Source organism: Bradyrhizobium sp. UFLA03-84, assembly GCF_002289535.1.
Lineage (GTDB): Bacteria > Pseudomonadota > Alphaproteobacteria > Rhizobiales > Xanthobacteraceae > Bradyrhizobium > Bradyrhizobium viridifuturi.
In genome coordinates this window covers 20989-43531 of the sequence record NZ_NSJY01000007.1, presented here as the reverse complement: position 1 = coordinate 43531, position 22543 = coordinate 20989, and the positions used below count along the sequence as shown (strand labels likewise).

General features: G+C 64.6%; 29 protein-coding genes. 18 read left to right on the top strand and 11 right to left on the bottom strand.

Translation table 11 applies throughout. The features are described from left to right. Positions 1 to 10: 10 nt before the first annotated feature. The 5 genes from CK489_RS09545 to CK489_RS09525 all read left to right on the top strand — a co-directional run bounded on the left by CK489_RS09545 (position 11) and on the right by CK489_RS09525 (position 4425). Positions 11 to 1093: a quinone oxidoreductase family protein gene (locus tag CK489_RS09545; protein ID WP_095732134.1), complete on the top strand. Its 1083-nt coding sequence runs from the start codon at positions 11 to 13 to the stop codon at positions 1091 to 1093. 9 nt (positions 1094 to 1102) lie between these two features. Then, on the top strand, positions 1103 to 1864 hold the full coding sequence (trmD, locus tag CK489_RS09540) for a tRNA (guanosine(37)-N1)-methyltransferase TrmD (protein WP_095732133.1): 762 nt from the start codon (positions 1103 to 1105) through the stop codon (positions 1862 to 1864). Between the two features lie 110 nt (positions 1865 to 1974). Beyond that, entirely contained in the window at positions 1975 to 2355 is a 381-nt protein-coding gene (gene rplS, locus CK489_RS09535) for a 50S ribosomal protein L19 (RefSeq protein ID WP_028336277.1), read from the top strand. A 346-nt stretch (positions 2356 to 2701) separates the two neighbouring features. Next, the gene (gene leuC / locus CK489_RS09530; RefSeq protein WP_095732132.1) at positions 2702 to 4108 is read left to right on the top strand and encodes a 3-isopropylmalate dehydratase large subunit; all 1407 of its coding nucleotides are present in this window, start codon (positions 2702 to 2704) and stop codon (positions 4106 to 4108) included. A 104-nt stretch (positions 4109 to 4212) separates the two neighbouring features. After that, positions 4213 to 4425 (top strand): hypothetical protein, encoded by a 213-nt coding sequence (locus CK489_RS09525; protein WP_050631458.1) that lies wholly within the window; start codon positions 4213 to 4215, stop codon positions 4423 to 4425. A 48-nt stretch (positions 4426 to 4473) separates the two neighbouring features. Here the strand turns inward: CK489_RS09525 and CK489_RS09520 are convergent, their stop codons facing one another. Continuing rightward, positions 4474 to 5052: a hypothetical protein gene (locus CK489_RS09520; protein ID WP_095732131.1), complete on the bottom strand. Its 579-nt coding sequence runs from the start codon at positions 5050 to 5052 to the stop codon at positions 4474 to 4476. A 160-nt stretch (positions 5053 to 5212) separates the two neighbouring features. On the opposite strand from CK489_RS09520, the gene CK489_RS09515 reads away from it, so the two are divergent. Further along, positions 5213 to 5506, top strand: coding sequence for a DUF1330 domain-containing protein (locus CK489_RS09515; protein WP_050631456.1), 294 nt, complete (start codon positions 5213 to 5215; stop codon positions 5504 to 5506). Positions 5507 to 5580: 74 nt separating this feature from the next. On the opposite strand, the gene CK489_RS09510 is transcribed toward CK489_RS09515, so the two are convergent. Together CK489_RS09510 and CK489_RS09505 are read right to left on the bottom strand one after the other, a co-directional pair. Then, a complete protein-coding gene (locus tag CK489_RS09510) occupies positions 5581 to 5913 on the bottom strand; it encodes a hypothetical protein (RefSeq protein ID WP_095732138.1) in 333 nt (110 codons plus the stop codon). A gap of 130 nt (positions 5914 to 6043) precedes the next feature. After that, positions 6044 to 6286, bottom strand: coding sequence for a hypothetical protein (locus CK489_RS09505; protein WP_050631454.1), 243 nt, complete (start codon positions 6284 to 6286; stop codon positions 6044 to 6046). 255 nt (positions 6287 to 6541) lie between these two features. On the opposite strand from CK489_RS09505, the gene CK489_RS40660 reads away from it, so the two are divergent. After that, positions 6542 to 6763, top strand: coding sequence for a hypothetical protein (locus CK489_RS40660; protein ID WP_143278113.1), 222 nt, complete (start codon positions 6542 to 6544; stop codon positions 6761 to 6763). Here the strand turns inward: CK489_RS40660 and CK489_RS09500 are convergent. Then, positions 6760 to 7083: a hypothetical protein gene (locus CK489_RS09500; protein WP_095732130.1), complete on the bottom strand. Its 324-nt coding sequence runs from the start codon at positions 7081 to 7083 to the stop codon at positions 6760 to 6762. The two genes, CK489_RS40660 and CK489_RS09500, sit on opposite strands and share 4 nt — an antisense overlap. A gap of 101 nt (positions 7084 to 7184) precedes the next feature. On the opposite strand from CK489_RS09500, the gene CK489_RS09495 reads away from it, so the two are divergent. The 5 genes from CK489_RS09495 (at position 7185) to CK489_RS09475 (ending at position 10228) form a co-directional block, all read left to right on the top strand. After that, positions 7185 to 7583, top strand: a complete 399-nt coding sequence (locus CK489_RS09495; protein WP_050631452.1) for a metallopeptidase family protein — start codon at positions 7185 to 7187, stop codon at positions 7581 to 7583. Positions 7584 to 7771: 188 nt separating this feature from the next. Continuing rightward, the gene (gene leuD / locus CK489_RS09490; protein ID WP_095732129.1) at positions 7772 to 8374 is read left to right on the top strand and encodes a 3-isopropylmalate dehydratase small subunit; all 603 of its coding nucleotides are present in this window, start codon (positions 7772 to 7774) and stop codon (positions 8372 to 8374) included. 190 nt (positions 8375 to 8564) lie between these two features. Next, positions 8565 to 9356: a glycosyltransferase family 32 protein gene (locus CK489_RS09485; protein ID WP_095732128.1), complete on the top strand. Its 792-nt coding sequence runs from the start codon at positions 8565 to 8567 to the stop codon at positions 9354 to 9356. Between the two features lie 76 nt (positions 9357 to 9432). Beyond that, positions 9433 to 9858: a hypothetical protein gene (locus CK489_RS09480; RefSeq protein WP_050631450.1), complete on the top strand. Its 426-nt coding sequence runs from the start codon at positions 9433 to 9435 to the stop codon at positions 9856 to 9858. A gap of 4 nt (positions 9859 to 9862) precedes the next feature. Continuing rightward, complete coding sequence (locus CK489_RS09475) at positions 9863 to 10228, top strand: c-type cytochrome (protein WP_050631449.1); 366 nt, start codon at positions 9863 to 9865, stop codon at positions 10226 to 10228. A gap of 24 nt (positions 10229 to 10252) precedes the next feature. Here CK489_RS09475 and CK489_RS09470 read toward each other — a convergent pair whose 3' ends face one another. Then, entirely contained in the window at positions 10253 to 11131 is an 879-nt protein-coding gene (locus CK489_RS09470) for an HpcH/HpaI aldolase/citrate lyase family protein (protein ID WP_095732137.1), read from the bottom strand. A 144-nt stretch (positions 11132 to 11275) separates the two neighbouring features. Between CK489_RS09470 and CK489_RS09465 the strand changes: the two genes are divergently transcribed. Then, the gene (locus CK489_RS09465; RefSeq protein ID WP_095732127.1) at positions 11276 to 11932 is read left to right on the top strand and encodes a carbonic anhydrase; all 657 of its coding nucleotides are present in this window, start codon (positions 11276 to 11278) and stop codon (positions 11930 to 11932) included. A gap of 9 nt (positions 11933 to 11941) precedes the next feature. Here CK489_RS09465 and CK489_RS09460 read toward each other — a convergent pair whose 3' ends face one another. Together CK489_RS09460 and CK489_RS09455 are read right to left on the bottom strand one after the other, a co-directional pair. Then, on the bottom strand, positions 11942 to 12493 hold the full coding sequence (locus tag CK489_RS09460; protein ID WP_095732126.1) for a TIGR00645 family protein: 552 nt from the start codon (positions 12491 to 12493) through the stop codon (positions 11942 to 11944). 26 nt (positions 12494 to 12519) lie between these two features. After that, the gene (locus CK489_RS09455) at positions 12520 to 13554 is read right to left on the bottom strand and encodes an aspartate-semialdehyde dehydrogenase (protein ID WP_050631445.1); all 1035 of its coding nucleotides are present in this window, start codon (positions 13552 to 13554) and stop codon (positions 12520 to 12522) included. A 115-nt stretch (positions 13555 to 13669) separates the two neighbouring features. On the opposite strand from CK489_RS09455, the gene CK489_RS09450 reads away from it, so the two are divergent. Then, complete coding sequence (locus tag CK489_RS09450; protein ID WP_095732125.1) at positions 13670 to 14464, top strand: hypothetical protein; 795 nt, start codon at positions 13670 to 13672, stop codon at positions 14462 to 14464. 177 nt (positions 14465 to 14641) lie between these two features. Next, complete coding sequence (locus CK489_RS09445; protein ID WP_050631443.1) at positions 14642 to 15052, top strand: hypothetical protein; 411 nt, start codon at positions 14642 to 14644, stop codon at positions 15050 to 15052. Positions 15053 to 15163: 111 nt separating this feature from the next. Here CK489_RS09445 and leuB read toward each other — a convergent pair whose 3' ends face one another. Further along, a complete protein-coding gene (gene leuB / locus CK489_RS09440) occupies positions 15164 to 16276 on the bottom strand; it encodes a 3-isopropylmalate dehydrogenase (protein WP_095732124.1) in 1113 nt (370 codons plus the stop codon). 147 nt (positions 16277 to 16423) lie between these two features. Between leuB and CK489_RS09435 the strand changes: the two genes are divergently transcribed. After that, a complete protein-coding gene (locus tag CK489_RS09435; protein WP_095732123.1) occupies positions 16424 to 17287 on the top strand; it encodes a DMT family transporter in 864 nt (287 codons plus the stop codon). 89 nt (positions 17288 to 17376) lie between these two features. Beyond that, positions 17377 to 18555: a YbfB/YjiJ family MFS transporter gene (locus tag CK489_RS09430; protein ID WP_095732122.1), complete on the top strand. Its 1179-nt coding sequence runs from the start codon at positions 17377 to 17379 to the stop codon at positions 18553 to 18555. A gap of 54 nt (positions 18556 to 18609) precedes the next feature. Here the strand turns inward: CK489_RS09430 and CK489_RS09425 are convergent, their stop codons facing one another. From CK489_RS09425 to CK489_RS09415, 3 genes are all read right to left on the bottom strand, one after another. Then, entirely contained in the window at positions 18610 to 19395 is a 786-nt protein-coding gene (locus CK489_RS09425) for a molybdopterin-binding protein (protein WP_095732121.1), read from the bottom strand. Between the two features lie 11 nt (positions 19396 to 19406). Then, complete coding sequence (locus CK489_RS09420) at positions 19407 to 20039, bottom strand: cytochrome b/b6 domain-containing protein (protein WP_095732120.1); 633 nt, start codon at positions 20037 to 20039, stop codon at positions 19407 to 19409. A gap of 181 nt (positions 20040 to 20220) precedes the next feature. Next, positions 20221 to 20775 (bottom strand): fasciclin domain-containing protein, encoded by a 555-nt coding sequence (locus CK489_RS09415; protein ID WP_050631437.1) that lies wholly within the window; start codon positions 20773 to 20775, stop codon positions 20221 to 20223. Positions 20776 to 21104: 329 nt separating this feature from the next. Between CK489_RS09415 and CK489_RS09410 the strand changes: the two genes are divergently transcribed. Then, entirely contained in the window at positions 21105 to 22505 is a 1401-nt protein-coding gene (locus CK489_RS09410; protein WP_095732136.1) for an MFS transporter, read from the top strand. Positions 22506 to 22543 lie beyond the last annotated feature (38 nt).

The following is a 22543-nucleotide window of genomic DNA, read 5'->3' as shown; positions in this document are numbered from 1 at the left end:
AAGCAAAACCATGACAAGCACGCACAAGGCCTGGCGGCTGCACGCCCACAATGATCTCCGCTTCGAGGATGTCGCAACGCCCCAGCCCGCGCCCGATGGCGTCGTGGTCCGGATCGAAGCCGGCATGGTGCTGTCCTATACCAACAGGCTGCTCTCAGGCGCGCTGCCCTACAGCCTGCCGCCGATGCCCTTCGTGCCGGGCACCAATGCGATCGCGCGCGTCGTCGCCGCCGGCGAAAACGTCACGCATGTCCAAAATGGCGACCGCGTGTTCCTCAGCCCGCATCTGCGCGGTGACGTGCCGGATCGCGATCCGCCGCAGATCCTGATCGGCCTCACCGCGACGGTGACGACGCCGGAGGCGTTCGCGTTGCAGGCACGCTGGCGCGACGGCGTGTTTGCCGAGATCGCACACTGGCCCGCCGCCTGCGTCACGCCGCTTGCCAATCTCGACGACAGGCCGGCGACCGACCTGATCGGCTTGGCCAAACTGATCGTGCCGTTTGGCGGCTTGCAGCGCTCCGGTCTGCGCGGCGGGCAGACCATCATCGTCAACGGCGCGACCGGCTATTTCGGCTCGGGCGGCGTGATGCTCGCGGTCGCAATGGGCGCGGGACGCGTCGTCGCCGTCGGACGCAAGCAGGCCGCACTCGAACAGTTGCGCGATGCATTCGGCCCACGCGTCATTCCCGCCGTCGTCAGCGGCGATGCCGCAGCCGACGTTCAGACCATCCGCCGCGCAGCCGGCGGCAGCGCCGATGTCGCGCTCGATTTGCTCGGCGCCGCGAAGAGCACCTCGACCACGCTCTCCTGCCTGCGCGCGCTCAGGCGCGGCGGCCGCATGGTGCTGATGGGCAGCGCCGACGTGCCGCTCGAACTGTCCTTCCGCGAGATGCTGGCCAACGACTGGGAAGTGGTCGGGCAGTTCATGTACGACCGCACGGCACCTGGCCAGCTCGCCGGCCTCGCCGCCGAAGGCCTGCTCGATCTCAGCAAGATCAACGTCGCGACCTTCGCCCTTGCCGACTTCCGCCGCGCCGTCGACGCGGCCGCCATGATGCAGAGCCTCGACCTTACGGCCGTGGTGCCGTAACCAGAGGCCATGACATCGCAAGAGACCCCGGCCCAAGCGACGATCTGGCGCGCGACCGTGCTGACCCTGTTCCCGGATATGTTTCCGGGGCCGCTCGGCGTCAGCCTCGCCGGCAAGGCATTGGCCGGGGGCGTCTGGTCGCTGGAGGCGCGCGACATCAGGGCGTCGGCGACCGACAAGCACCGCAGCGTCGACGACACCCCGGCCGGCGGCGGTCCGGGCATGGTGCTGCGGGCCGACGTGCTGGCGGCGGCGATCGACGCCGCTGATGTCGCCCCCGGCCGGCCGCGCCTGCTGATGAGCCCGCGGGGTCGGCCATTGACCCAGAGCCAGGTCATGGAGCTTGCGGCCGGCCCCGGCCCCCTGATCGTCTGCGGCCGTTTCGAGGGCATCGACCAGCGGGTGATCGAGGCGCGGAGCCTCGAGGAGGTCTCGATCGGCGACTATGTGCTGTCCGGCGGCGAAATCGCCGCGATGGCGCTGATCGACGCCTGCGTGCGCCTGTTGCCTGGGGTGATGGGCAAGCTGGCCTCGGGAACCGAGGAGAGCTTTTCCGAGGGACTACTGGAATACCCCCAATACACCCGCCCGCAGGAGTTCGAGGGCCGCCAGATCCCGGAAATCCTGATTTCCGGCGATCATGCGAAGGTCGCGGCGTGGCGGCTGGCCCAATCCGAGGCCCTGACGGCGGCCCGGCGGCCCGATCTCTGGGCCCGCAAGGCCGGCCAAAAAGCCGCTCCGCGACGGACAAAAAACACGACAGACGGGTGACAAACCCTGCGCTTTGCCTTATAGGCACGGCCTAATCCGCACACGCGCAGGATAGATGGACGTTTGCGCAGCCCCCATACAGGCTGGGCGCGCCGCCGATGGAGATTTCGATGAACCTTATTCAGCAGCTCGAAAAAGAGCAGTTCGACAAGCTTGCCGCTACCAAGGAAATCCCGGAGTTCGGCCCCGGCGATACCGTCATCGTCAACGTGAAGGTGGTCGAAGGCGAGCGCACCCGCGTGCAGGCCTATGAAGGCGTCTGCATCGGCCGTTCCGGCCAGGGCCTCAACGAGAGCTTCACCGTGCGCAAGATTTCGTACGGCGAAGGCGTCGAGCGCGTCTTCCCGGTGATGTCGCCGATGATCGACTCGATCAAGGTCGTGCGTCGCGGCAAGGTGCGTCGCGCCAAGCTCTATTACCTGCGCAACCTGCGCGGCAAGTCGGCCCGCATCGTCGAGAAGCAGGACCGCCAGACCGCCGTCGGCGAGTAACGTTTCCCTTAAAAGGGGATGTGACCAAAAGCGCGGGGCCTGCCCCGCGCTTTTTTGTTGCGGCATACCTATCTGACGTAGCACCCCGCGCATGGATCGATTGTCGCGGGCGCGAGCCCTGTGTTAGAAATTTAGAATGGTTCCGGATCAAGCAACCCAGCCCTGCAAGCGCGTCGTGATCGACGATCGCTCGCGGCTGCCCGGCCGCTTCTTCGGGCGCTTTGCGACGTCGGCAACGTCTGAGCTTAGACGCGCAGCGTAACGCTGCCTGGACGCTTTCGCCTGCTCGCGCGCTCAAGACGCGCTCACACCATTCAACACTGAATTTCTTCTGGAGCTGAAGCTCATGTCCAAACCGACCACGCTGTACGACAAGATCTGGAACGACCACCTGGTCCATGAGGCCGAGGACGGCACCTGCCTGCTCTATATCGATCGCCATCTGGTGCACGAGGTGACCTCGCCGCAAGCGTTCGAAGGCCTGCGCGCCGCCGGCCGCAAGGTGCATGCGCCCGAGAAGACGCTCGCCGTCGTCGACCACAACATCCCGACCACCGATCGCTCGAAGCCGAACCCCGACCCCGAGAGCATCGAGCAGATGCGGGTGATGGCTGAGAACGCCAAGGAATTCGGCATCGAATATTACAACGAGTTCGACAAGCGCCAGGGCATCGTCCACGTCATCGGCCCGGAGCAGGGCTTCACGCTGCCCGGCACCACCATCGTCTGCGGTGACAGCCACACCTCGACGCATGGTGCGTTCGGCGCGCTCGCGCACGGCATCGGCACCTCCGAGGTCGAGCACGTGCTGGCGACGCAGACGCTGATCCAGAAGAAGGCCAAGAACATGCGCGCGATCGTCGACGGCAAATTGCCCGAAGGCGTGACCGGCAAGGACATCATCCTGGCAATCATCGGCGAGATCGGCACCGCCGGCGGCACCGGCTATGTGCTGGAATATGCCGGCGAGGCGATCCGTGCGCTCTCGATGGAAGGCCGCATGACGGTCTGCAACATGTCGATCGAAGGCGGCGCGCGCGCCGGCCTGGTGGCGCCCGACCAGAAGGCGTTCGACTTCCTGCGCGACCGCCCGAAGGCGCCGAAGGGCGCCGCCTGGGACGCCGCGATGCGCTACTGGGAGACGCTGCGCTCCGACGAGGGCGCGCATTTCGACCACGAGCTGCGGCTCGACGCGGCGAAGCTGCCGCCGATCGTCACCTGGGGCACGAGCCCCGAGGATGTGATCTCGATCACCGGCTTCGTGCCCGATCCGGACAAGATCGCGGACGAGGCGAAGCGGCTCTCCAAGCATCGCGCGCTGAAATATATGGGCCTGACCGCCGGCACCAAGATCACCGACATCAAGCTCGATCGCGTGTTCATCGGCTCCTGCACCAACGGCCGCATCGAAGACCTGCGCGCCGCCGCCAAGATCGCCGAGGGCAAGACGGTCAACGCGCATGTCAACGCGATGATCGTGCCGGGCTCGGGCATCGTGAAGGAGCAGGCGGAAGCCGAAGGCCTCGACAAGATCTTCATCAAGGCCGGCTTCGAATGGCGTGAGCCGGGCTGCTCGATGTGCCTGGCGATGAACCCGGACAAGCTGAAGCCGGAAGAGCGCTGCGCCTCGACCTCGAACCGCAACTTCGAGGGCCGCCAGGGCTTCAAGGGCCGCACCCATCTGGTGTCGCCCGCGATGGCCGCGGCCGCCGCGATCGCCGGCCACTTCGTCGACGTCCGCGACTGGCGGTAATAAGAGGTTTCGTCTCAAGCTCGAGCCGTTGCGGAAACGGCTCGTTAACAGAGCGCACGCACACTGCCTCCTTGCGAAACAAGCCTTCGCAAGGAGCGCGTGCCGTGGCCGACAAACCCGAATTCGTCGATATGATCAGCGAGGCGACGCGGCAGAAGCACCGTCGCCGCGCCGCGCCGCGCATCATCGATCCGCTTCCCGAGGTAAAGGAGACCTCGCGCCTCAGCCACTGGCCGCCGGAGCGCTGGACGCAATGGCGGATGGAGAACCTGACGCCGTGGAAAATCAAATCCTGGAAGCTGAAGAACTGGGATTAGCTTGAGGAGTTAACGGGCGCCGCGAGGCGCCCGCTGTCGTTTCAGGCCTTACCAATAGACCCGGTACGGCCGCCAGTGGTGGCGATGGTGCCACCACGGCCGGCAGATCCGGCGTGGCCCGTAATAGGTCCAGATCACCCGGCAGCGGCGGTGATGGTAATAGGCCGGGTAATAATAGGGATAGTAGGACGATCCATAGAAATAGCGCCGGTGATGGAAGTGCCGCCGGTAGTAGGGCCGGTAGCCGTAGCGGTAACCGCCGCCATTGAAGCGGTGGTAGCCGCCGTAATGGCGATGAAAGCCGCCATAGCGATAGCCGCCGTGAAACGCCGGCGCGGCGCGGAAACCGCCACCATGAAAACCGCCGCCGTGAAATCCGCCACCGTGGAAACCGCCGCCGTGGAAACCGCCGCCGTGAAAGCCTCCACCGCCGTGGCCGCCGCCACCGCCATGCCGAACCTGGGTCGTCATGGCATCAGCCGCGGATTTTGCCGCGGGCACGGTGCCCGGGCTCGCCAGCGACAGCGCTTCGGCGCGTTGCTGCGAAGCGATCGACAACGCGAACACCGCAGCCGCCGCAACGCCGAGACGGCGCAGCAATCCGCGCCGCAAACAGCTCTCCCTCATCTCCGAACCTCCCTGACAACAGCAATGACCGCCGCGCTGCGCAGCAGCCGGTCGCATTGCGTTCATTGCGGTCGCTCCCAGCGTGACGCTAGAAGCGCGCAACTGAATGCGCCATGAACACGCAAGGCGCGTGCGGCAAAAAGTCCGGAAGGGAACGTCAGTGACTGTCTATGTGATCGTGCAGCTTAAGATGACCGACCGCGCCGCCTATGACCGCTATCAGGCGCGCTTCTTCGATGTGTTCAGGAAGTTCGACGGGCGGCTGCTGTCGGCCGACGAACATCCCGCAGTTCTCGAGGGCAATTGGGATCGCGACAAGCTGGTGCTGATGTCGTTCCCTGATGAAGCCGCGTTCCGCGCCTGGTCGGAATCACCCGAATACGTCGAGATCTCAAGGGATCGCAAGGCGGGTGCGCAAGGCATTGTGCTGCTGGCGAAGGGCTTTGCACCATGACACGCCGGAGCGGCCCCGGCCGGGGCTGCTCTCCTGCTGCGCCACCCATTTCGCGCACCATGCGGCGAGGTTCGTTACCAGAACGGGCCGAACCCGAAGCCGAAGGTAAACGGCGCCGGCGAAGCGTAAGGGTAGGGCCGATAGTAGTAGGGCCGTCCGTAGTAATAGGAGCCGTACGGCCGGTAATACGGATAGGGCCGGTAGTACGGCCGGTAATACGGACGGTAGCCGTGGTGATAATGGTGACGATGGTAATGGCGATGATGGCGCTGCGCGCTGATGTCCGTCGCCTTGCCCGCTTGCCCTTGTGCCGCAGCCTGCGGCTTGGCTGATGCCGCAGCTTTTGCCGATGCCGGCGCCGTCAATGCGAATGCGCATGCGACAGCGGCAACGCCGATCCATCTCATCACGATCAACTCCTGCAGATTTCGATTGATGTCATCTCGCGCGCGCGAATCTGCCGGTTTGATGGCTGAGAACGACAACAGGCCCGCTGTTCACGGGCCTGTGTCTCAACTGCGCTGATACGCCGCGCGATCAGTGGCGCCAGTGGCGACGATGGCCCCAGCCGCGGTGATGTCCGCGACCCCAGCCACGGTGCCAGCCATGACCATGACCGTGACCATAGCGTACCTGCGTGGTGGTCTGGCTCGCATTGTCCTGAACCGTTGCGGCGGTGCCTGGCGTGGCGAGCGACATCGCGTTCGCGCGCTCGGCCGGCGCCGCCAAAACCAGCACGGCACCGACGGCCGCAAGCCCCAGAACGTTCATCACCTTCATGCGTTGTCTCCTTGATTCCTGGATGTCACGTCGTGCAACGACGATTCAGTTTCGAATCGACCCCCGTTGCCGCGACGCAGATCGCAAGCAGAATGCGGGCGACGTGAATGGGAAGTGAATATCTGCGCCACAATCATGAATGCCGGTGGCGCGCTCAGGTTCCGATATGGCCGCGTGAATTTTCGTGTCCGCACGTAAAACCAGCATAGCCATTGGTCGTATGTGTTGTGAGGTGCCGCTCACAGGAGATCACCGTTGGCACAACAGAGTCAGCGCAAATGGCACACGTGCGGCGCGGCCGCGCTCGGTTCCATGATTTCAATTGATGTCGCGCTCGCCGCGCAAGGACCGGGCGGCGGCATGGGGACGGCGAGCCATCTCACGCAAATGCTGATGGCGCTCGCGGTCTATGGAACGATGGGAGCGATCGCAGCCGTCGCGCTGATCAGTGCGACGCGCCGACGTCTGTGCAGCTAGCCCGGACGCCAGAAGCAGTTCATGCGCGGCGTGATCACGGTGCCGCTTGGCCGGTGCTCCTGCACATAGGTCGCGGTGCAATCGCGCACGGCGTTCGGGCCGGGATTGTAGCGCGGGATCACATCCGGTTCCCAATGATCGGGCCGGGAGCGGTAGATCGGCACGCGCTTCAGGTGGCGGTGCTCGACGACGCGCTCGCGCACCGGAGCCGGCTCACCGATGCGCGCTTCGGCTGCGGCGCTCTGCGCCCGCGCCTCGCCTACCGGGAGCAAGAGCCCGACTGATGCCGCCAACAGCGCTGCCGCCACGATCCTTTTCATCACGCCACCCGAGCCCCAATTATCGGCCGCACGGTCTCCCATTGCGCCGCTAAGGTCAACTGCGCTGGCGCCGCTGGAGGCACTCGCGCTAAAGGAGTGTCATGTGGACCACAGCAAAAGCCCCCTCGCTCGCCGAGATGGAGGCCATGGCGCACGAGGTTTTCGAGCGCCTGCCGGAGACGTTCCGGGCCCTCTGCGAGGGTCTGATCATCCGTGTCGACGACTTCCCGACCGACGAGGTGCTGGATGAGATGCAGGCCGAGAGCGAGTTCGACCTGCTCGGCCTGTTTCACGGCGTCGGCCTGCCGCAGCAGAGCCATGGCGACGTGGCCCGGCTCCCCAACCTGGTCTGGCTGTACCGCCGGCCGATCCTGGATTATTGGGCCGAGCACGACGAGACCCTCGGCCACATCGTCCGCCACGTGCTGATCCACGAGATCGGGCACCATTTCGGCCTCTCCGACGCCGATATGGAGGCGATTGAGGCCGATGCGGGGTAAAGCGCTTTCGAGCGAAGTGGACCCCCGGATCGCGTGACGAAAGCGCGTCAAAACAAGAATCTGGAACCCACTACGCTTCCATCGGAGCGTAATGGGCTCCAGCTTTGCAGAAATGGCCCTTTTACCGCTGTCACATTCGCGATAAACATCCGGCCCCTACCCCTACTTTTGGCCCGGGAAGAGCACCGATGGATAAGTTCACCACGCTGGAAGGCGTCGCGGCACCGCTGAAGATCATCAATGTCGACACCGACATGATCATTCCGAAGCAGTACCTCAAGACGATCAAGCGCACCGGCCTTGGCAAGGGGCTCTTCTCCGAACAGCGCTACAAGGATGACGGCAGCGAGAACCCCGATTTCGTCCTCAACCAGTCCGCCTATCGCAACGCGAAGGTGCTGGTCGCCGGCGACAATTTCGGCTGCGGCTCGAGCCGCGAGCACGCGCCGTGGGCGCTGCTCGACTTCGGCATCCGCTGCGTGATCTCGACCTCGTTCGGCGACATCTTCTACAACAACTGCTTCAAGAACGGCATCCTGCCGATCCGCGTGTCGCAGGAGGACCTCGACAAGCTGTTTGACGATGCCGAGCGCGGCGCCAATGCGACGCTGACCATCGACCTCCCCAACCAGGAGATCCGCGGTCCCGACGGCGGCAAGGTGAAGTTCGAGATCGATCCGTTCCGCAAGCACTGCCTGATCAACGGCCTCGACGACATCGGCCTGACGATGGAGAAGAAGAAGTCGATCGACAGCTTTGAGGCCAAGCTCAAGGAACGTGCCTGGGCTTGAGGCCCGGCGTATCATCGCGCCCCGGTGCCCTCAGGCGCCGGGGCTTTTCTTTGATCGAGCTCCGTTCCGATGAGATCGGAACGGTGCTCTAGGTTCTAGTTTTGACGCGTTTTCTTCACGCGAACCGGTATCCACTTCGCTTGAAAACGCTTTGGTCGTCCTGTCACGAACCTGCTGATGGCTGACACGCATGCTGCCTGACATCGTCACCTTCTGGCATGGCTCGATGGACGCGCTGCGCCAGACCTGCCTGCGCTCGCAGCTGGCGGCCGGGCACAAGGTCACCGTCTACAGCTTCGATCCTGTCCCCGGACTGCCCGATGGTGTCGGCAATGCCGAGGCCGAAGCGGTGCTGCCGCATGCGTTCTCGGAGCGGCTGCGTCCGGCCGAGCCGGACGGCTCGTGGCGCGACTGGACCATCCTGCAATTCAGCGACTTGTTCCGGATGCGGCTGATGAAGCAGCGCGCGGGCCTCTGGCTCGATGCCGATGTGCTGTTGCTCAAGCCCGTCGAGATCGATCCGACAATGCCCTATTTCGCCTGGGAGCGGCCGCGGCAGCTCGGCAACTCGGTGCTGTATCTGCCGCACAACGATCCGATCGTGCGCGCGTTCGAGGCGCTGATGCAGCAGGACGAGTTGACGCCGGACTGGCTGGCGCTGCGCCACCGTCTGACCTTTGCGATACGCAAGCTGCGCGGCAAGTCCAGGCGCCTGTCCGACATCCGCATCGCGATCTACGGCCCCGCCGCACTCACCGCGCTGGCGCGCCGCGAAGGCGAGTTGCACTACGCGCTGCCGAAGCAATCGTTCTACGCGGTGCACGCCGAACCAAAACTGTTCTTCGAGCCGTCGGAATTTTCGAAGTATCTGAACGATCCCGGGATCATCGGTCTGCACATCTCGCCGAAGGGCCGCGGCAAGGAGGCCCCGATCCCCGGCAGCCTCTATGCGTGGGCGGCGGAGAGGTTTCGGCAGACCTGAGCCGATTTGATCTGCCGCAAGGCCCGGCTGCACGGCAGGCATCATAGTGTGGCGCCACTTTACATCAGAGGCGCCCATGACCACCGAACCTCGGTACCCTGTCGTTGAATATCTGGCCGATGTATTCGCCAATTGGCTGAAGCATCGGCGGGAGCTGGGTGAACTGCGCGAACTTGACGATGCAAGTTTCAGCCAGATCGCAGCCGATTTGCGGATCAGCCCCGATGACCTCACCGCGCTGGTGCGCCAGGGGCCGCACAGCGCCGATGAGCTGCCCAGGCTGCTCACGGCGCTCGGCATCGACCGGGAGAAACTCGCCCGCATCGAGCCACTGGTGCTGCGCGACATGGAGCGGGTCTGCAGCCTGTGCGGCCACAAGCGGCAGTGCGACCACGATCTCGCAGCCGGCAAGTCCGGCGCGCGCTATCAACAGTACTGCCCGAACGCCGCGACGATCGATGCGCTGGGTGAAGCTGCAGGCAACCCCACCTCCGGGTCCTGAGTGAATGTCGATGCTCAATCATAGCGCCGTCTGGCGCCGTGGATTGCTGGTCGCCATCATCGTGCTGGCGGCCCTCTTTCTGCTGCGCCTGCATCGAGCCGATGGTGCAGAGCAACCCACAGAGAGCATTGCTGCCGGGCATCGGTTGGCTGAAGCTTGGTGCAAGGAATGCCATGTCATCGGCACAATCGCGACCGGTGCGAAGAAAGTACCGCCGGACTTCGTCGCCGTCGCCAACCGGCATTCGACGACCGCACTCTGGTTGAAGGTATTCTTGAAGACGAGCCATCCGAAGATGCCGAACATCATCGTCGGCCCAAGCGAGGCCGATGATCTCGTGAACTACATCATGAGCCTGAAGCGCGACTAGAGCGCGCCTCATGGTCGATGGTCGTCAATGCCCCATCGCGGCGATCGCGTCGGCGATCGCGATGGTGCGCTTGGCTATCTCGGCGTGCAGGCGCTCCACCATGCGGCCGTCGAGCTGGATCGCGCCGCGCGAGGCATTCTCCGGCTGCGCGAAGGCGGCGATGATCTTGCGGGCCTCGGCGACCTCGGCCTCAGGCGGCGTGAAGATCGCGTTGCAGGCATCGATGTGGCTCGGATGGATCAGCGTCTTGCCGTCGAAGCCGAGATCGCGGCCCTGCGCGCATTCCTCCGCGAAGCCGTCGATATTGCCGATGTCGCCATAGGGGCCGTCGAGGATCTCGAGGCCGTGCGCGCGGGTCGCCAAGATGCAGTGCGTGATCATCGGGATCATCGCCGCGCGTCCCGGCTTCATCCGGATCCTGGTCTCGCGCGCGATGTCGTTCGGCCCGAACACGAAGCCGGCAAGCCGGATTTCGGAATCCTTCGACGCCGCCGCGAGCTTGTCGGCATCCAGCACGGCGCGCGCGGTCTCGATCATGGCCCAGACCCGGATCGAGGCCGGGGCATTGATGTCGCTGAGGCGATCGGCGACGGCGTTGAGATCGTCGACGGTGGAGATCTTGGGAACCAGGATACCGTCCGGCTGCGCCTTGCCGGCCATGCCGATGTCGTCGACCCACCAGGGCGTATCGAGCGCGTTGATGCGGATCAGTACCTCGCGCTTGCCAAAACCCTTGGCGGCGACCGCCTTGGCGATCTGCTCGCGGGCCACGGCCTTGGCGTCGGGGGCAACGGAATCCTCCAGGTCGAGGATGATACCGTCAGCCGGTAGCGTGCGGGCCTTCTCCAGCGCCCGTGCATTCGATCCCGGCATGAACAACAGGCTGCGGCGCGGACGGGTCATCGGCATTCTCCTGCGGGCTTGGGCTCCGCCGCTGTCCATTGTTTGGGCATTGGGGCAGGAACCATCCTTCAACGCTGCCGTATCATCTCAGGCGGCACGCCGAAAGTCTTGTTCCCGTCATTGGCATGTGGTTAGCCAGAGGCCATGAAATTCTTTCCGAAGCAGTTGATCGACGGCTACCGGACCTTCGCGACCCAGCGGTTGCCGACTGAACAGTCGCGCTACCGGGATCTGTCGGAACGTGGCCAGTTTCCCGAAACCATGGTGATCGGCTGCTGCGATTCCCGCGTCTCGCCCGAGGTGATCTTCGACGCAGGCCCGGGCGAATTGTTCGTGGTCCGGAACATCGCCAATCTGGTTCCGGTCTATCAGCCCGACAGCAACGCCCACGGCGTCTCGGCCGCGCTGGAATACGCCGTGACCGTGCTGAAGGTGAAGAACATCGTGGTGCTGGGCCATGCCCAGTGCGGCGGCATCCGCGCCTTCGTCGACAAGATCAAGCCGCTGACGCCCGGCGACTTCATCGGCAAATGGATGCAGATGTTCATCAAGCCGGGCGAGGTGGTCGAGCAGCGCGACCATGAGAGCATGCAGGACTTCGTCACCCGCATCGAGAAGGCCGCGGTGTTCCGCTCGCTGGAGAATTTGATGACCTTCCCGTTTGTCCGCGAACGCGTGGAGAACGGCGAGATGCAGCTGCACGGCGCCTATTTCGGCGTCGCCGAGGGCTCGCTATTCGTGCTCGACCGGGTCGCGAAGGAATTCATCAGCGTCACCGACGCCCTGAAGGGCGGCGAGTAGCGCCTTCGGCTACGCCTCGTCGTGAGCGTTGCCCCAGCGATCGGACAGCGCGAGCAGCAGTGCCGAGATCACGAACACCAGGTGCACGGCGACCAGCCAGATCATCCGCGTCGCATCGAACGCGGCATCGATATTCAGGAACGCTTCCAGCACGTGGATCGCGGAGATCGCGACGATCGACGCCAGCAGCTTCTGCTTCAGCCCGGCAAAATCGATCTTGGTGATCCAGATCGGCCAGTTCGGATTGCCCGACGTGTCGATCCGCGAGACGAAATTCTCGTAGCCCGAGAACACCACGATGAGAATGAGGTTGGCGACCAGCGTGACGTCGATCAGCGCCAGCGCATCGAGGATGACTTCGGTCGACTTGTAGCCGGACGCATGCAGCACGAACTCCCACAGCATGCGGGCGAATTTCAGCAGCAGCACGGCGAGCGCCACGACCAGGCCGACATAGAATGGCGCCATCAGCCAGCGGCTGTTGAACAGCACATATTCGAAGCCGCGCATAATGCGCGGCGTCGCCGGACCTGCTGGGGTGGGAGCCGCTTGTTCCGACATGGTGCCGCTCCCCCCGTTCGCTCTGCTTAAGCCGCTTTTTGCTTGGCCGTGATCAGCTTGCGGTTGATCAGGACCTCGGCGATCTGCACGGCGTTGAGCGCCGCGCCCTTGCGCAGATTGTCCGACACGCACCAGAATGCGAGACCATTCTCCACCGTCGCATCCTCGCGGATGCGGCTGATATAGGTCGCGTCCTCGCCGGCGGCTTCATAGGGCGTGACGTAACCGCCCGGCTCGTGCTTGTCGATCACGAGGCAGCCCGGCGCATTGCGCAGGATATTGCGCGCCTCGTCCGCGGTGATTGGATTGGCAAACTCGACATTGACCGCCTCGGAGTGACCGACGAAGACCGGCACGCGCACGCAGGTCGCGGTCAGCTTGATCTTGGGATCAAGGATCTTCTTGGTCTCCGCCATCATCTTCCACTCTTCCTTGGTGAAGCCGTCTTCCATGAAGACGTCGATCTGGGGGATGACGTTGAAGGCGATGCGCTTGGGAAACTTCTTATTGATCAGCTCGTCATTGGTGTAGACGGCCTTGGTCTGCGAGAACAATTCGTCCATCGCGTCCTTGCCGGCGCCCGACACCGATTGATAGGTCGACACCACGACGCGGGTGATCGTCGCCTTGTCGTGCAGCGGCTTCAGCGCGACCACGAGCTGCGCGGTCGAGCAGTTCGGGTTGGCAATGATGTTCTTCTTGGTGAAGCCCGCGGTCGCATCCGCGTTCACTTCCGGCACGATCAGCGGCACGTCCGGGTCCATGCGCCAGGCCGACGAATTGTCGATCACGACCGCACCGGCGGCGCCGATCCTGGGCGACCATTCCTTGGACACCGAGCCGCCGGCCGACATCAGGCAGATATCGATGTCGGAGAAATCATAGTGCTCGAGCGCCTTCACCTTCAGGGTGCGGTCGCCATAGGAGACCTCGATGCCGACGCTGCGGCGCGAGGCCAGCACGACGACCTCGTCGGCGGGGAATTTGCGCTCATCCAGAATGTTGAGCATTTCGCGCCCGACATTGCCGGTCGCACCGACCACCGCGACTTTGTAACCCATCGTTCACTCTCCGACGAAATATGCCCGTTCCCCCGCTGCTCGCGGAAAGGGAAGAGGCAGCGCTTCTATGCGAGAAACCCCGTCAAGACAACGTTGCGTAGCTTTGAGCGTTTTGATGCGTTTATTTCAGGCCGATCCGGCCGCATCCCATCATACGAGAAATCGGTCCGACCTGACGAGCTTCGTCGACGAGGTGTACGCCACGTTCTCCGGGCTGTTCGCCTATGCCATCGCGCTCGCGTTGTTCGTCGCCCTCGGCACCTATCTATGGAGGCAGCTGCCGGACGCAACGGCGGTAGCGGCACCCGCTGCCGCGGGCTGGAGCCTGGCCGGGCGCCAAACCCCGGCCTTCGCCATCAGCAAGCTAGATCAACGAGACAAAACAGAGGCTTACGAAGTCTTTCGGCATCCCGAGGGCGGCCGCAAGGACGTCTTCCACTGGACCGATGCCGATGGCGCACCGATAGCCGGGCTGGAAATCTACCGCCCCGGCGGCGAGGCCATGGGGTCCGCGGTCGCAGAGATTGCCGGGCAGCTCGACCCGGGCGGCCTCCGCGAGTTCGAGGCCGCCGGCATCGTCGACAGCAAGTTCGGCAGCGTCACCCTGCTGCGCCCGGCGCGGCAGGACGGCAGCCGCGCCTGCCTCGGTTTCCTCAAGCAGGCCGACGCCCCCGATCTCAGAATTTTCGGCTGGACCTGCCAGGGCACCAGCCTGCCGGCTCAGCGCGCCGCGATCGTCTGCATGCTGAACCGCCTGACCCTGCTGGCCGCAGGCAATGACCCGAGGCTCGCCGCGCTGTTTGCGCATGCCGAGCTCAAGCGCACCGACTGCATTACCTCCGGCCCGCCCGCTTTGTCGGCCGACTGGGTGACGGGCAGCGAGAACCCGCTCCTGCGCGGCGCGCTTTGATGGCGAGACCGTGGCAAGGCACTGGTTTTCATGAAACTTTTGCGCTCGGACACGCATTATCTGGCCCGGTGTGGCGCAATTGACCTAGTGACGGCCTCCCCACCAAGGCTACAATGTGTTCCGAGTGATTTTGGCGGACGCGCCAGCCCCCGAAGGGGCCGTAATGACGAGGATGCGATGACCTTGAAACTCCCCGCCGCGAACAAGCTCGTGGTGTTGCTTGCTGCGGCTGCCGTCACCGCAACCGCCTTCGGCATGACCGCGGCCAGCGCGCAGAGCCAGACCCCGAGCAAGCGCAAGCAGCAGGAGCAGTATGACCGCGACGGCCGCCGCTATTACGGCGCGCAGGGTCCGAACCGGGTCTATCAGCAGGGTCCGCGTACCCGCGTTTACGTCACCACGCGCTCGTGGCTGGATGCCGGCACCGAGGTGCTGCCGGGCGACCGCAAGTTCAACGACTATGCCTATCCGCCGGATGTCGGCTATCCCTCGTTCGGCCGCGAGAACAACAACCGGCCGATCGATCGCCAGCCGCTCAGCCCGCCGTCCGACCTTGGCGGCTATCCACGGACCTTTCCGCTGTACTGAGATTTTCGGCAAGCAGCCGATACGAAAATGCCCGGCTCCGGCCGGGCATTTTTTTTGAGACAGTCATTCCGGGGCTCGCGAAGCGAGAACCCGGAATGACGCCTGTCAAATTTACGCGTGCAGCTTCTGCAATTCCTTCAGGATCGCCTCGCCCATCTGGCTCGTGCTGGCAGGCGTGGTGCCTTCCGACTTGATGTCGGCGGTGCGCAAGCCGCTGGCGAGCACGGCCGCGATCGCGGCGTCGACCTTGTCGGCGAGAGCGCCCATGTCGAAGGAATAGCGCAGCGCCATGCCGAACGACGAGATCATCGCGATCGGGTTGGCGAGGCCCTTGCCCGCGATGTCGGGCGCCGAGCCGTGCACCGGCTCGAACAGCGAGCGCCGCTTCTTGGTCTTGGCATCGACCTCGCCGAGCGAGGCCGACGGCAGCATGCCGAGCGAGCCGGTCAGCATCGCCGCGATGTCGGACAGCATGTCGCCGAACAGGTTATCGGTGACGATGACGTCGAACTGCTTCGGCGCCTTGACGAGGTTCATGCCGCCGGAATCGGCGAGCTGGTGCTCCAGCGTGACGTCCTTGTATTCGCGCGCGTGAACCTGGGTCATGACCTCGTTCCAGAGCACGCCAGACTTCATGACGTTGCGCTTCTCCATCGACGTCACCTTGTTGCGGCGCTTGCGCGCCAGGTCGAAGGCGACCCGGCCGATGCGCTCGATCTCGTAGGTGTCGTAGACCTGGGTGTCGACCGCACGCTTCTGGCCGTTGCCGAGATCGCTGATGGTCTTCGGCTCGCCGAAATAGACGCCGCCAGTGAGCTCGCGCACGATCATGATGTCGAGGCCCTCGACCACCTCGCGCTTCAGGCTCGAGGCCTCGGCCAGCGCCGGATAGCACACCGCGGGGCGGAGGTTGGCGAACAGGCCGAGATCCTTGCGCAGCCGCAGCAGGCCGGCTTCGGGCCGCACCTCATAGGGCACGCTGTCCCACTTCGGACCGCCGACCGCGCCGAAGATCACGGCATCGGCCGCCGTGGCCTTGGCCATGTCGGCTTCCGAGATCGACACCTTGTGTGCGTCATAGGCGGAGCCGCCGACCAGGCCCTGCTCGGTCTCGAACTTGGCGATGCCCTGCGCATTCAGCCAGTCGATCACGCGCTGCACCTCGGCCATCACTTCGGGGCCGATGCCGTCGCCGGGGAGAAGCAGCAGTTTGTGGGTCGCCATGGTCGTTACCTCATTCAATCGGGCATGCCCGTCATCGTCTGGCGCGAGTGCTAAAACGCCCCGCACCGATTGGCAAGGCACCCTGAGCAGGGCCAAAATGGCCCGGAAAGAGCCAACCGCGCCTCAAGAAGCCAACAAGACGGACTCATGACCGCAGCCATTATCTACGCCTTCGCCTCGGCCATTTTCCTCGGTGCCGGGGTGGTGCTGGCGCAGCTCGGCCTGCGCACCGTCGAGCCGCTGTCGGGAGCGGCGATCAGCGTGCCCTCCTTCACCCTGCTGTTCCTGGTGCTGTCGCCGCTGATCCTGCATGGCGAGCCGGTGGTCTGGCGGGCCTTGCCGATCTTCATGGCAATCGGCCTGTTCTTCCCGGCCTCGCTGACGCTTTTGACCTTTGCGTCGAACCGGGCGCTCGGCCCGGTGATCACCTCGACGCTCGGCAATCTGGCGCCGCTGTTCGCGGTCACCGCGGCCGTGGTGCTGCTGCACGAGCCGCTGCAGCCACAGCAGCTCCTGGGCCTCGTCGTCGCGGTCGCGGGCGCCGCCGTGATCACCGTGACCCGCCCGCGCGACCTCGGCCATTGGCGCAGCTGGGCGCTGCTGCTGCCGCTCACGAGCGCGCTGGTGCGCGGCATCGTGCCCCCGATCGCCAAGCTCGGGCTTGCGGTCTGGCCGAGTCCGCTATGGGCCTGCCTGATTGGATACGTGATGTCCTCGCTGGTGGTGCTGACCGTGCAGCGGATCCGCAAGGGCAGCTTCAGGGTGCAGGCACCGCGCGAAGGCCTGTTCTGGTTCGCGCTGACCGGGATCAGCAACGGGCTCAGCGCGCTCAGCCTGTTCGCCGCGGTCCGCAACGGTCCGATTACGCTGGTGGCGCCGCTCGCGGCGATCTACCCGCTGGTGACCGTGGCGATGAGCGCCGTCATGCTCAAGCATGTCGAGATCACGGCGCGGATCGTCGCCGGAACCCTGCTGACCGTGATCGGCGTCGCGCTGGTCCTGATCGCCTGATTGCCCGATACGCAAGACAGTGTTGCGGCCTCCAGTGGTGGGCAGGAGCGCCGCGGCCTGCCACAATGCCGGTATTGCCGGAGTGAATTGTGAGAGCCCCCACCCCATCCTACCCGCACCCCGCGCGGCTGATCCTGATTCTATCGCTTGCACCGACGGTCGGCCTCGGCATCGGCCGTTTCGCCTATTCGCTGGTGCTGCCCGATATGCGTGACTCGCTGGCGTGGTCGTATTCGGCCGCCGGCTTCATGAACACGATCAATGCCGCCGGCTATCTGGTCGGCGCGCTGTTCGCCTCGCGGCTGATCCAGCGCTTCGGGCTCGCCACATCGGTGCGCTGGTCGACACTGGCCTGCGTGCTGTCGCTGGCGCTTTGCGCCATCTCGGGCAATTTTGCCGTGCTGAGCTTTGCCCGCCTCCTGGCCGGCTTCGCTGCCGCGATCGGCTTTGTCGGCGGCGGCGCACTCGCGGCAACCATCGCGCAATCGCGACCGGAACGCGCCAACTTCCTGCTCAGCCTGTTCTATGCCGGGCCAGGCATCGGCATATTGGCATCCGGCCTGATCGCGCCCTTCGTGCTGCAAGGCTTCGGCGCCGGCTCCTGGTGGATCGTGTGGTGGGCGATGACCCTGCTCTCGGTGATCATGACCGTGCCGCTGCTACTTGCGCCATTCCACGCCGACGCGATCGCCGGCGGCATCGTGCGGACCAAATTCGCCGTGAGGCCGGTCCTGATCTACCTCGCCGCCTACTTCCTGTTCGGCGCGGGCTACATCGCCTACATGACCTTCATGATCGCCTATGTCCGCGACGGTGGCGGCGGCGCGGTGGCGCAGAGCGCATTCTGGAGCCTGATCGGCGTCAGCGCATTCGTCACGCCATGGGTGTGGCGGCGGGTGCTGGCGCTCGACCGCGGCGGGCTCGCGACAACAATCATTCTCGGCGTCAACGCGCTCGGCGCCGCTCTGCCGATCTTCGGCCATTCGCCGCTGCTGCTCGGGATCTCGGCGCTGGTGTTCGGTGTCGCGTTCTTCGCCGTGGTCGGCTCGACCACCGCCTTCGTGCGCCTCAACTACCCGCCGGAAGCCTGGCCGACCGCGATCGCGGCGATGACCATCGCCTTCGGCATCGGCCAGACGCTCGGGCCGATCGTGGTCGGCGCAATCACCGACGCGGTCGGCAGCTTGTCATTCGCGCTGAACGTCTCGGCCGCGATGCTCGCGCTCGGCGCGCTGCTGTCGGCGTTTCAGAGGAAGGTGGGGCCGTAAGCCTGGTCGTCCCGGCCTAGTGCGCAATTGCGCACTAGGCCGAGATGACGGCTGCTAACTCCCACTAAACGAATTATACCCCTGGTCTTCCCAGTAGCCGCCCTTGTAGTCGTTGGTGACTTCCATCGAGAGCACGTATTTCGGGTTCTTGAAGCCGAGCTTGGTCGGCACCCGGATCTTCATCGGGAAGCCATAGGCGCGCGGCAGGATCTCGTCGGCGAATTTGAACGTCATCTGGGTCTGCGGATGCAGCGCCGTGCGCATGTCCAGAGGTGAATTGTAGCCGTCCTTGTCGGCGCACTGAAACCAGACATATTTGGCGCGGGTGTCGGCGCCAATGATCTTGAGGAAGTCGCGCAGCGGCGTCCCGGTCCAGCTGCCGATCGCGCTCCAGCCCTCGACGCAGATGTGGCGCGTCACCTGCTTGACTTGCGGCAGCTTGTACAATTCGTCGAGCGTCCATGCCTTCTTGTTGTCGACCAGCCCGCGCACCTCGAGCTTCCAGTCCTCCGCCGCGATGACGGGGGCATCGTCGAGGTCGTAATAGGCGTTGAACGGGAACGGCTTGGTGATCATGCTCTCGGGGAAGGTCGGCGCCAGCGCGTCCGGATTGAACATCCAGGCCTGCACCGCGTCGTTGAACTTCGAGACCTTCTTCAGCAATTCCTCCGCCGACGAGGAATCGACCACGTCGCAGCCGGTCAGCAGCGTCAGCGCGCCGAGGCTGGTGCCGGCCGTGATGAAGCGACGGCGCGTCAGCTCCGGCATCGTCTTCACCGCATCGCGCACCAGCAGCTTCTTGTCGACGCCGGGGATGAGGAGTTTTCTGAGACGACCCATAATACCCTCCCTCAGCGTCCGATGATCATGGCGCGCAGGCTCTTTGGCACCAGCAGCGCGAGCGCGACATGGATCACCAGGAAGGCGACGATCAGCGCCATGCAGGTGAAGTGGACATAGCGGGCGATGTCGTAGCCGCCGAACAACGACGCCAGCCAGTGCAACTGCACCGGCTTCCACATCGACAGGCCGGACAGCACGATCACGACGCCGACGATGATGATGCCGGCATAGAGCAGCTTCTGCACCGAGTTGTATTTGCTGAGATCGTCATGCGACAGCTTGAAGGTCAGCGCCGCCTTGGTGTCGGCAATCACGCCGCCAGGGGTGATCGGCAGCAGCTTCCTGCGGAAGCGGCCGGTCGCGAAACCCAGCGCCAGATAGGTCAGGCCGTTGACCATCAACAGCCACATCGCAGCGAAGTGCCAGAGCAGCGCGCCACCGAGCCAGCCGCCGAGCGTGATGCTGCGCGAGAAGGTGAAACTGAACAGCGGCGAGGCGTTGTAGATCTGCCAGCCGGACATGATCATCAGGATCATCGCGAAGGCGTTGGTCCAGTGCACGATCCGGACCCACACCGGCTGGATCACCTTCACCGGTGTTGCGGTCTCTGCCTGGTGGTCGCTGACGGCAAGGCTCGTCATGAAAGTTCTCTGCTCGTGGTCGTTACCGGCTTATACGCCGGGAACCGGCATTCCGTTACAGGGTCGGGCATCATCAGTTTGATATTGGCCACTTCATGTGGTCACAAAAATGCGAGCCGGGGCGAGGCTCCGGCTCGCGATCTCGTCGGACCGGTCAGGGACTAAACCGGGCGGCCGGGTGTTACGACGCCGGCATCAGCACGGTGTCGACCACATGGATGACGCCGTTCGACTGGTTGACGTTGGAGATCGTCACCATCGAGGTGCCGCCCTTGGCATCGACGATCCAGACCTTGCCGTCCTGCCGCTTCACGGTCAGTTGCTCGCCCTCGGCGGTCTTCAGCATCTTGCCGTCGGTGAGGTCGGAAGCCTCGAGCTTGCCGGGCACCACATGGTAGGTGAGGATCTTGGTCAGCGTCGCCTTGTTCTCGGGCTTCACGAGGCTGTCGACGGTTCCCGCCGGCAGCTTGCCGAACGCGGCGTTCGTCGGCGCGAACACCGTGAACGGGCCCTTGCCTTCCAGCGTGCCGACCAGGCCGGCGGCCTTCACCGCGGCGACGAGGGTGGTGTGGTCCTTCGAATTGACGGCGTTCTGGATGATGTTCTTGGACGGGAACATCGCGGCGCCGCCGACCATCACGGTCTTTTCTTCGGCGCGGACCGGCGCGATGACGGTGGCTGTGATCGCGAGCGCGCTGAAGGCGGCGGCAGCGAGATAGGCAATACGCTTCGACATGATTTCGTCTCCCAATGGGTAATCTGGCCGGCGCGTCTCCGCCGGCGATGAAGGGGCAACAACGGCGCGGGTTGGTTGATGCAAGCGCCGTCGTTGAGCTGAGCTACGCGAGGTTTTCCGGGCGGTTTCCGGAAATAATTCTTTGTGATTCCTGAAACCGGCCGCGCCGCGCTCCGTATGCGCGAGGCTTCGCGCAACCCATCCCGCATTCCATTCAACGGAATGGACGCGTGCGCTGCCGCGAGCAATTTGCTTGCCGCCATTGTTCGATTGGTTCAGCCTGAGATTGCGGCGCAGCTTCGCCGCAGGCGGTCGTGGGGATGCCGGTCATGAGCAGCATTACGGCGGATGGGCGCGCCGCGCCCATGGTGAACGATGCCGACAGCGACGTCGGTCCGCTCGAACAGAAGCATCTGCAATACGCCAACTACCGCGCCGTCGCCGGCAGCACCGAACTCACGAAGACCCATTGGCACATCGCCACCGCCAACGCGCTCGGCTGGGGCTTCGACGGCATGGACGGCGTGATCTTCGCGTTGATCTCGCCGATGGTGATCAAGGAATTCCAGCTCACCCTGCCGGAGTATCGCTCCGGCATGCAGATCGCGCTGTTCGTCGGCATCGCCGGGCTCTATTTCTGGCCGTGGCTCGCCGACCGCTATGGCCGCCGCACGCTGCTCGCGGTCAACATCGCGCTGTTCTCGCTGCTGATGCCGGTCGCGGCGCTGTCGCCGACCTTTGCGGTGTTCGTGATCGCGCGCTCACTGCTGTTCTTCGCGCTGAACGGCGAATGGTCGCTCGGCTCGATGCTGGTGGCGGAGACCTGGCCGGCGCGGCTGCGCGGCCGCGTCATCAGCATCACCCGCTCGGCATGGTGCCTGGGCGCCACGCTTGCCGGTGCGATCACTGGCCTCATCGCCGCCAATTTCGGCTGGCGCATCGCCGTGATGGTGCCCGGTGTGATCGCGCTGCTGGCGATCTATATCCGCTCGACCTGTCCGGAATCGCCCTATTGGGTGCGCTCGCAGGACCGCAAGCGGCGCATCTCGGAGACGCTGGCGCGCGGCGGCACCGTCAGCGACGACGACCACAACTGGTTCACCAAGGCCAAGTCGGTCGGCATCAGCCAGGTGTTCATGCCCGATGTGCTGCCCTCGACCCTGGTCGCGCTGTTCGTTGCCTGCGCCTCGACCTGTATCTACGGCACCGTCGGCGCCTGGATGCCGCTGTACCTGTCGACCGAGAAGCATTGGTCGACCACCGAGTACAGCCTGTTCTACGTGTTCTACGGCCTGTGCGGCTTCCTCGGCCTCTGCCTGGTCGGCTGGCTGATCGACAAGATCGGCCGCCGCCGCACCTTCATCGTGACCCTGATCGAGGGCGCGATCTTCATGACGCTCTGGGTCTATTCGGAGGATCGCGTCCTGCTGTGGACGTTCGGGCTCGCCTGGTGTCTCGGCTTCCTCGGCTTCTGGGGCCCGAGCACGACGCTCACCGCTGAGATCTTCCCGACCCGAATCCGCGGCGCCGCCAACGGCGTGGTCTGGGCGATCGCCTATTTCGTCGGCTTCGTGCTGTTCCCCTTCGTCTCGATCGCGCTCCAGCAACACACCGGCTCGTTCGCGCTGGCGTTCCTCTGCATCCCCGTGCTGATGATCGCGATGGCGATCGGCGTGTTCCTGTTCGTGCCGGAGCATACCGGCAAGGAGCTGAACGAGATCAGCGAGTAAGGTAGAATCACCCACGCCGTCGTCCAGGCCAAGCCAAC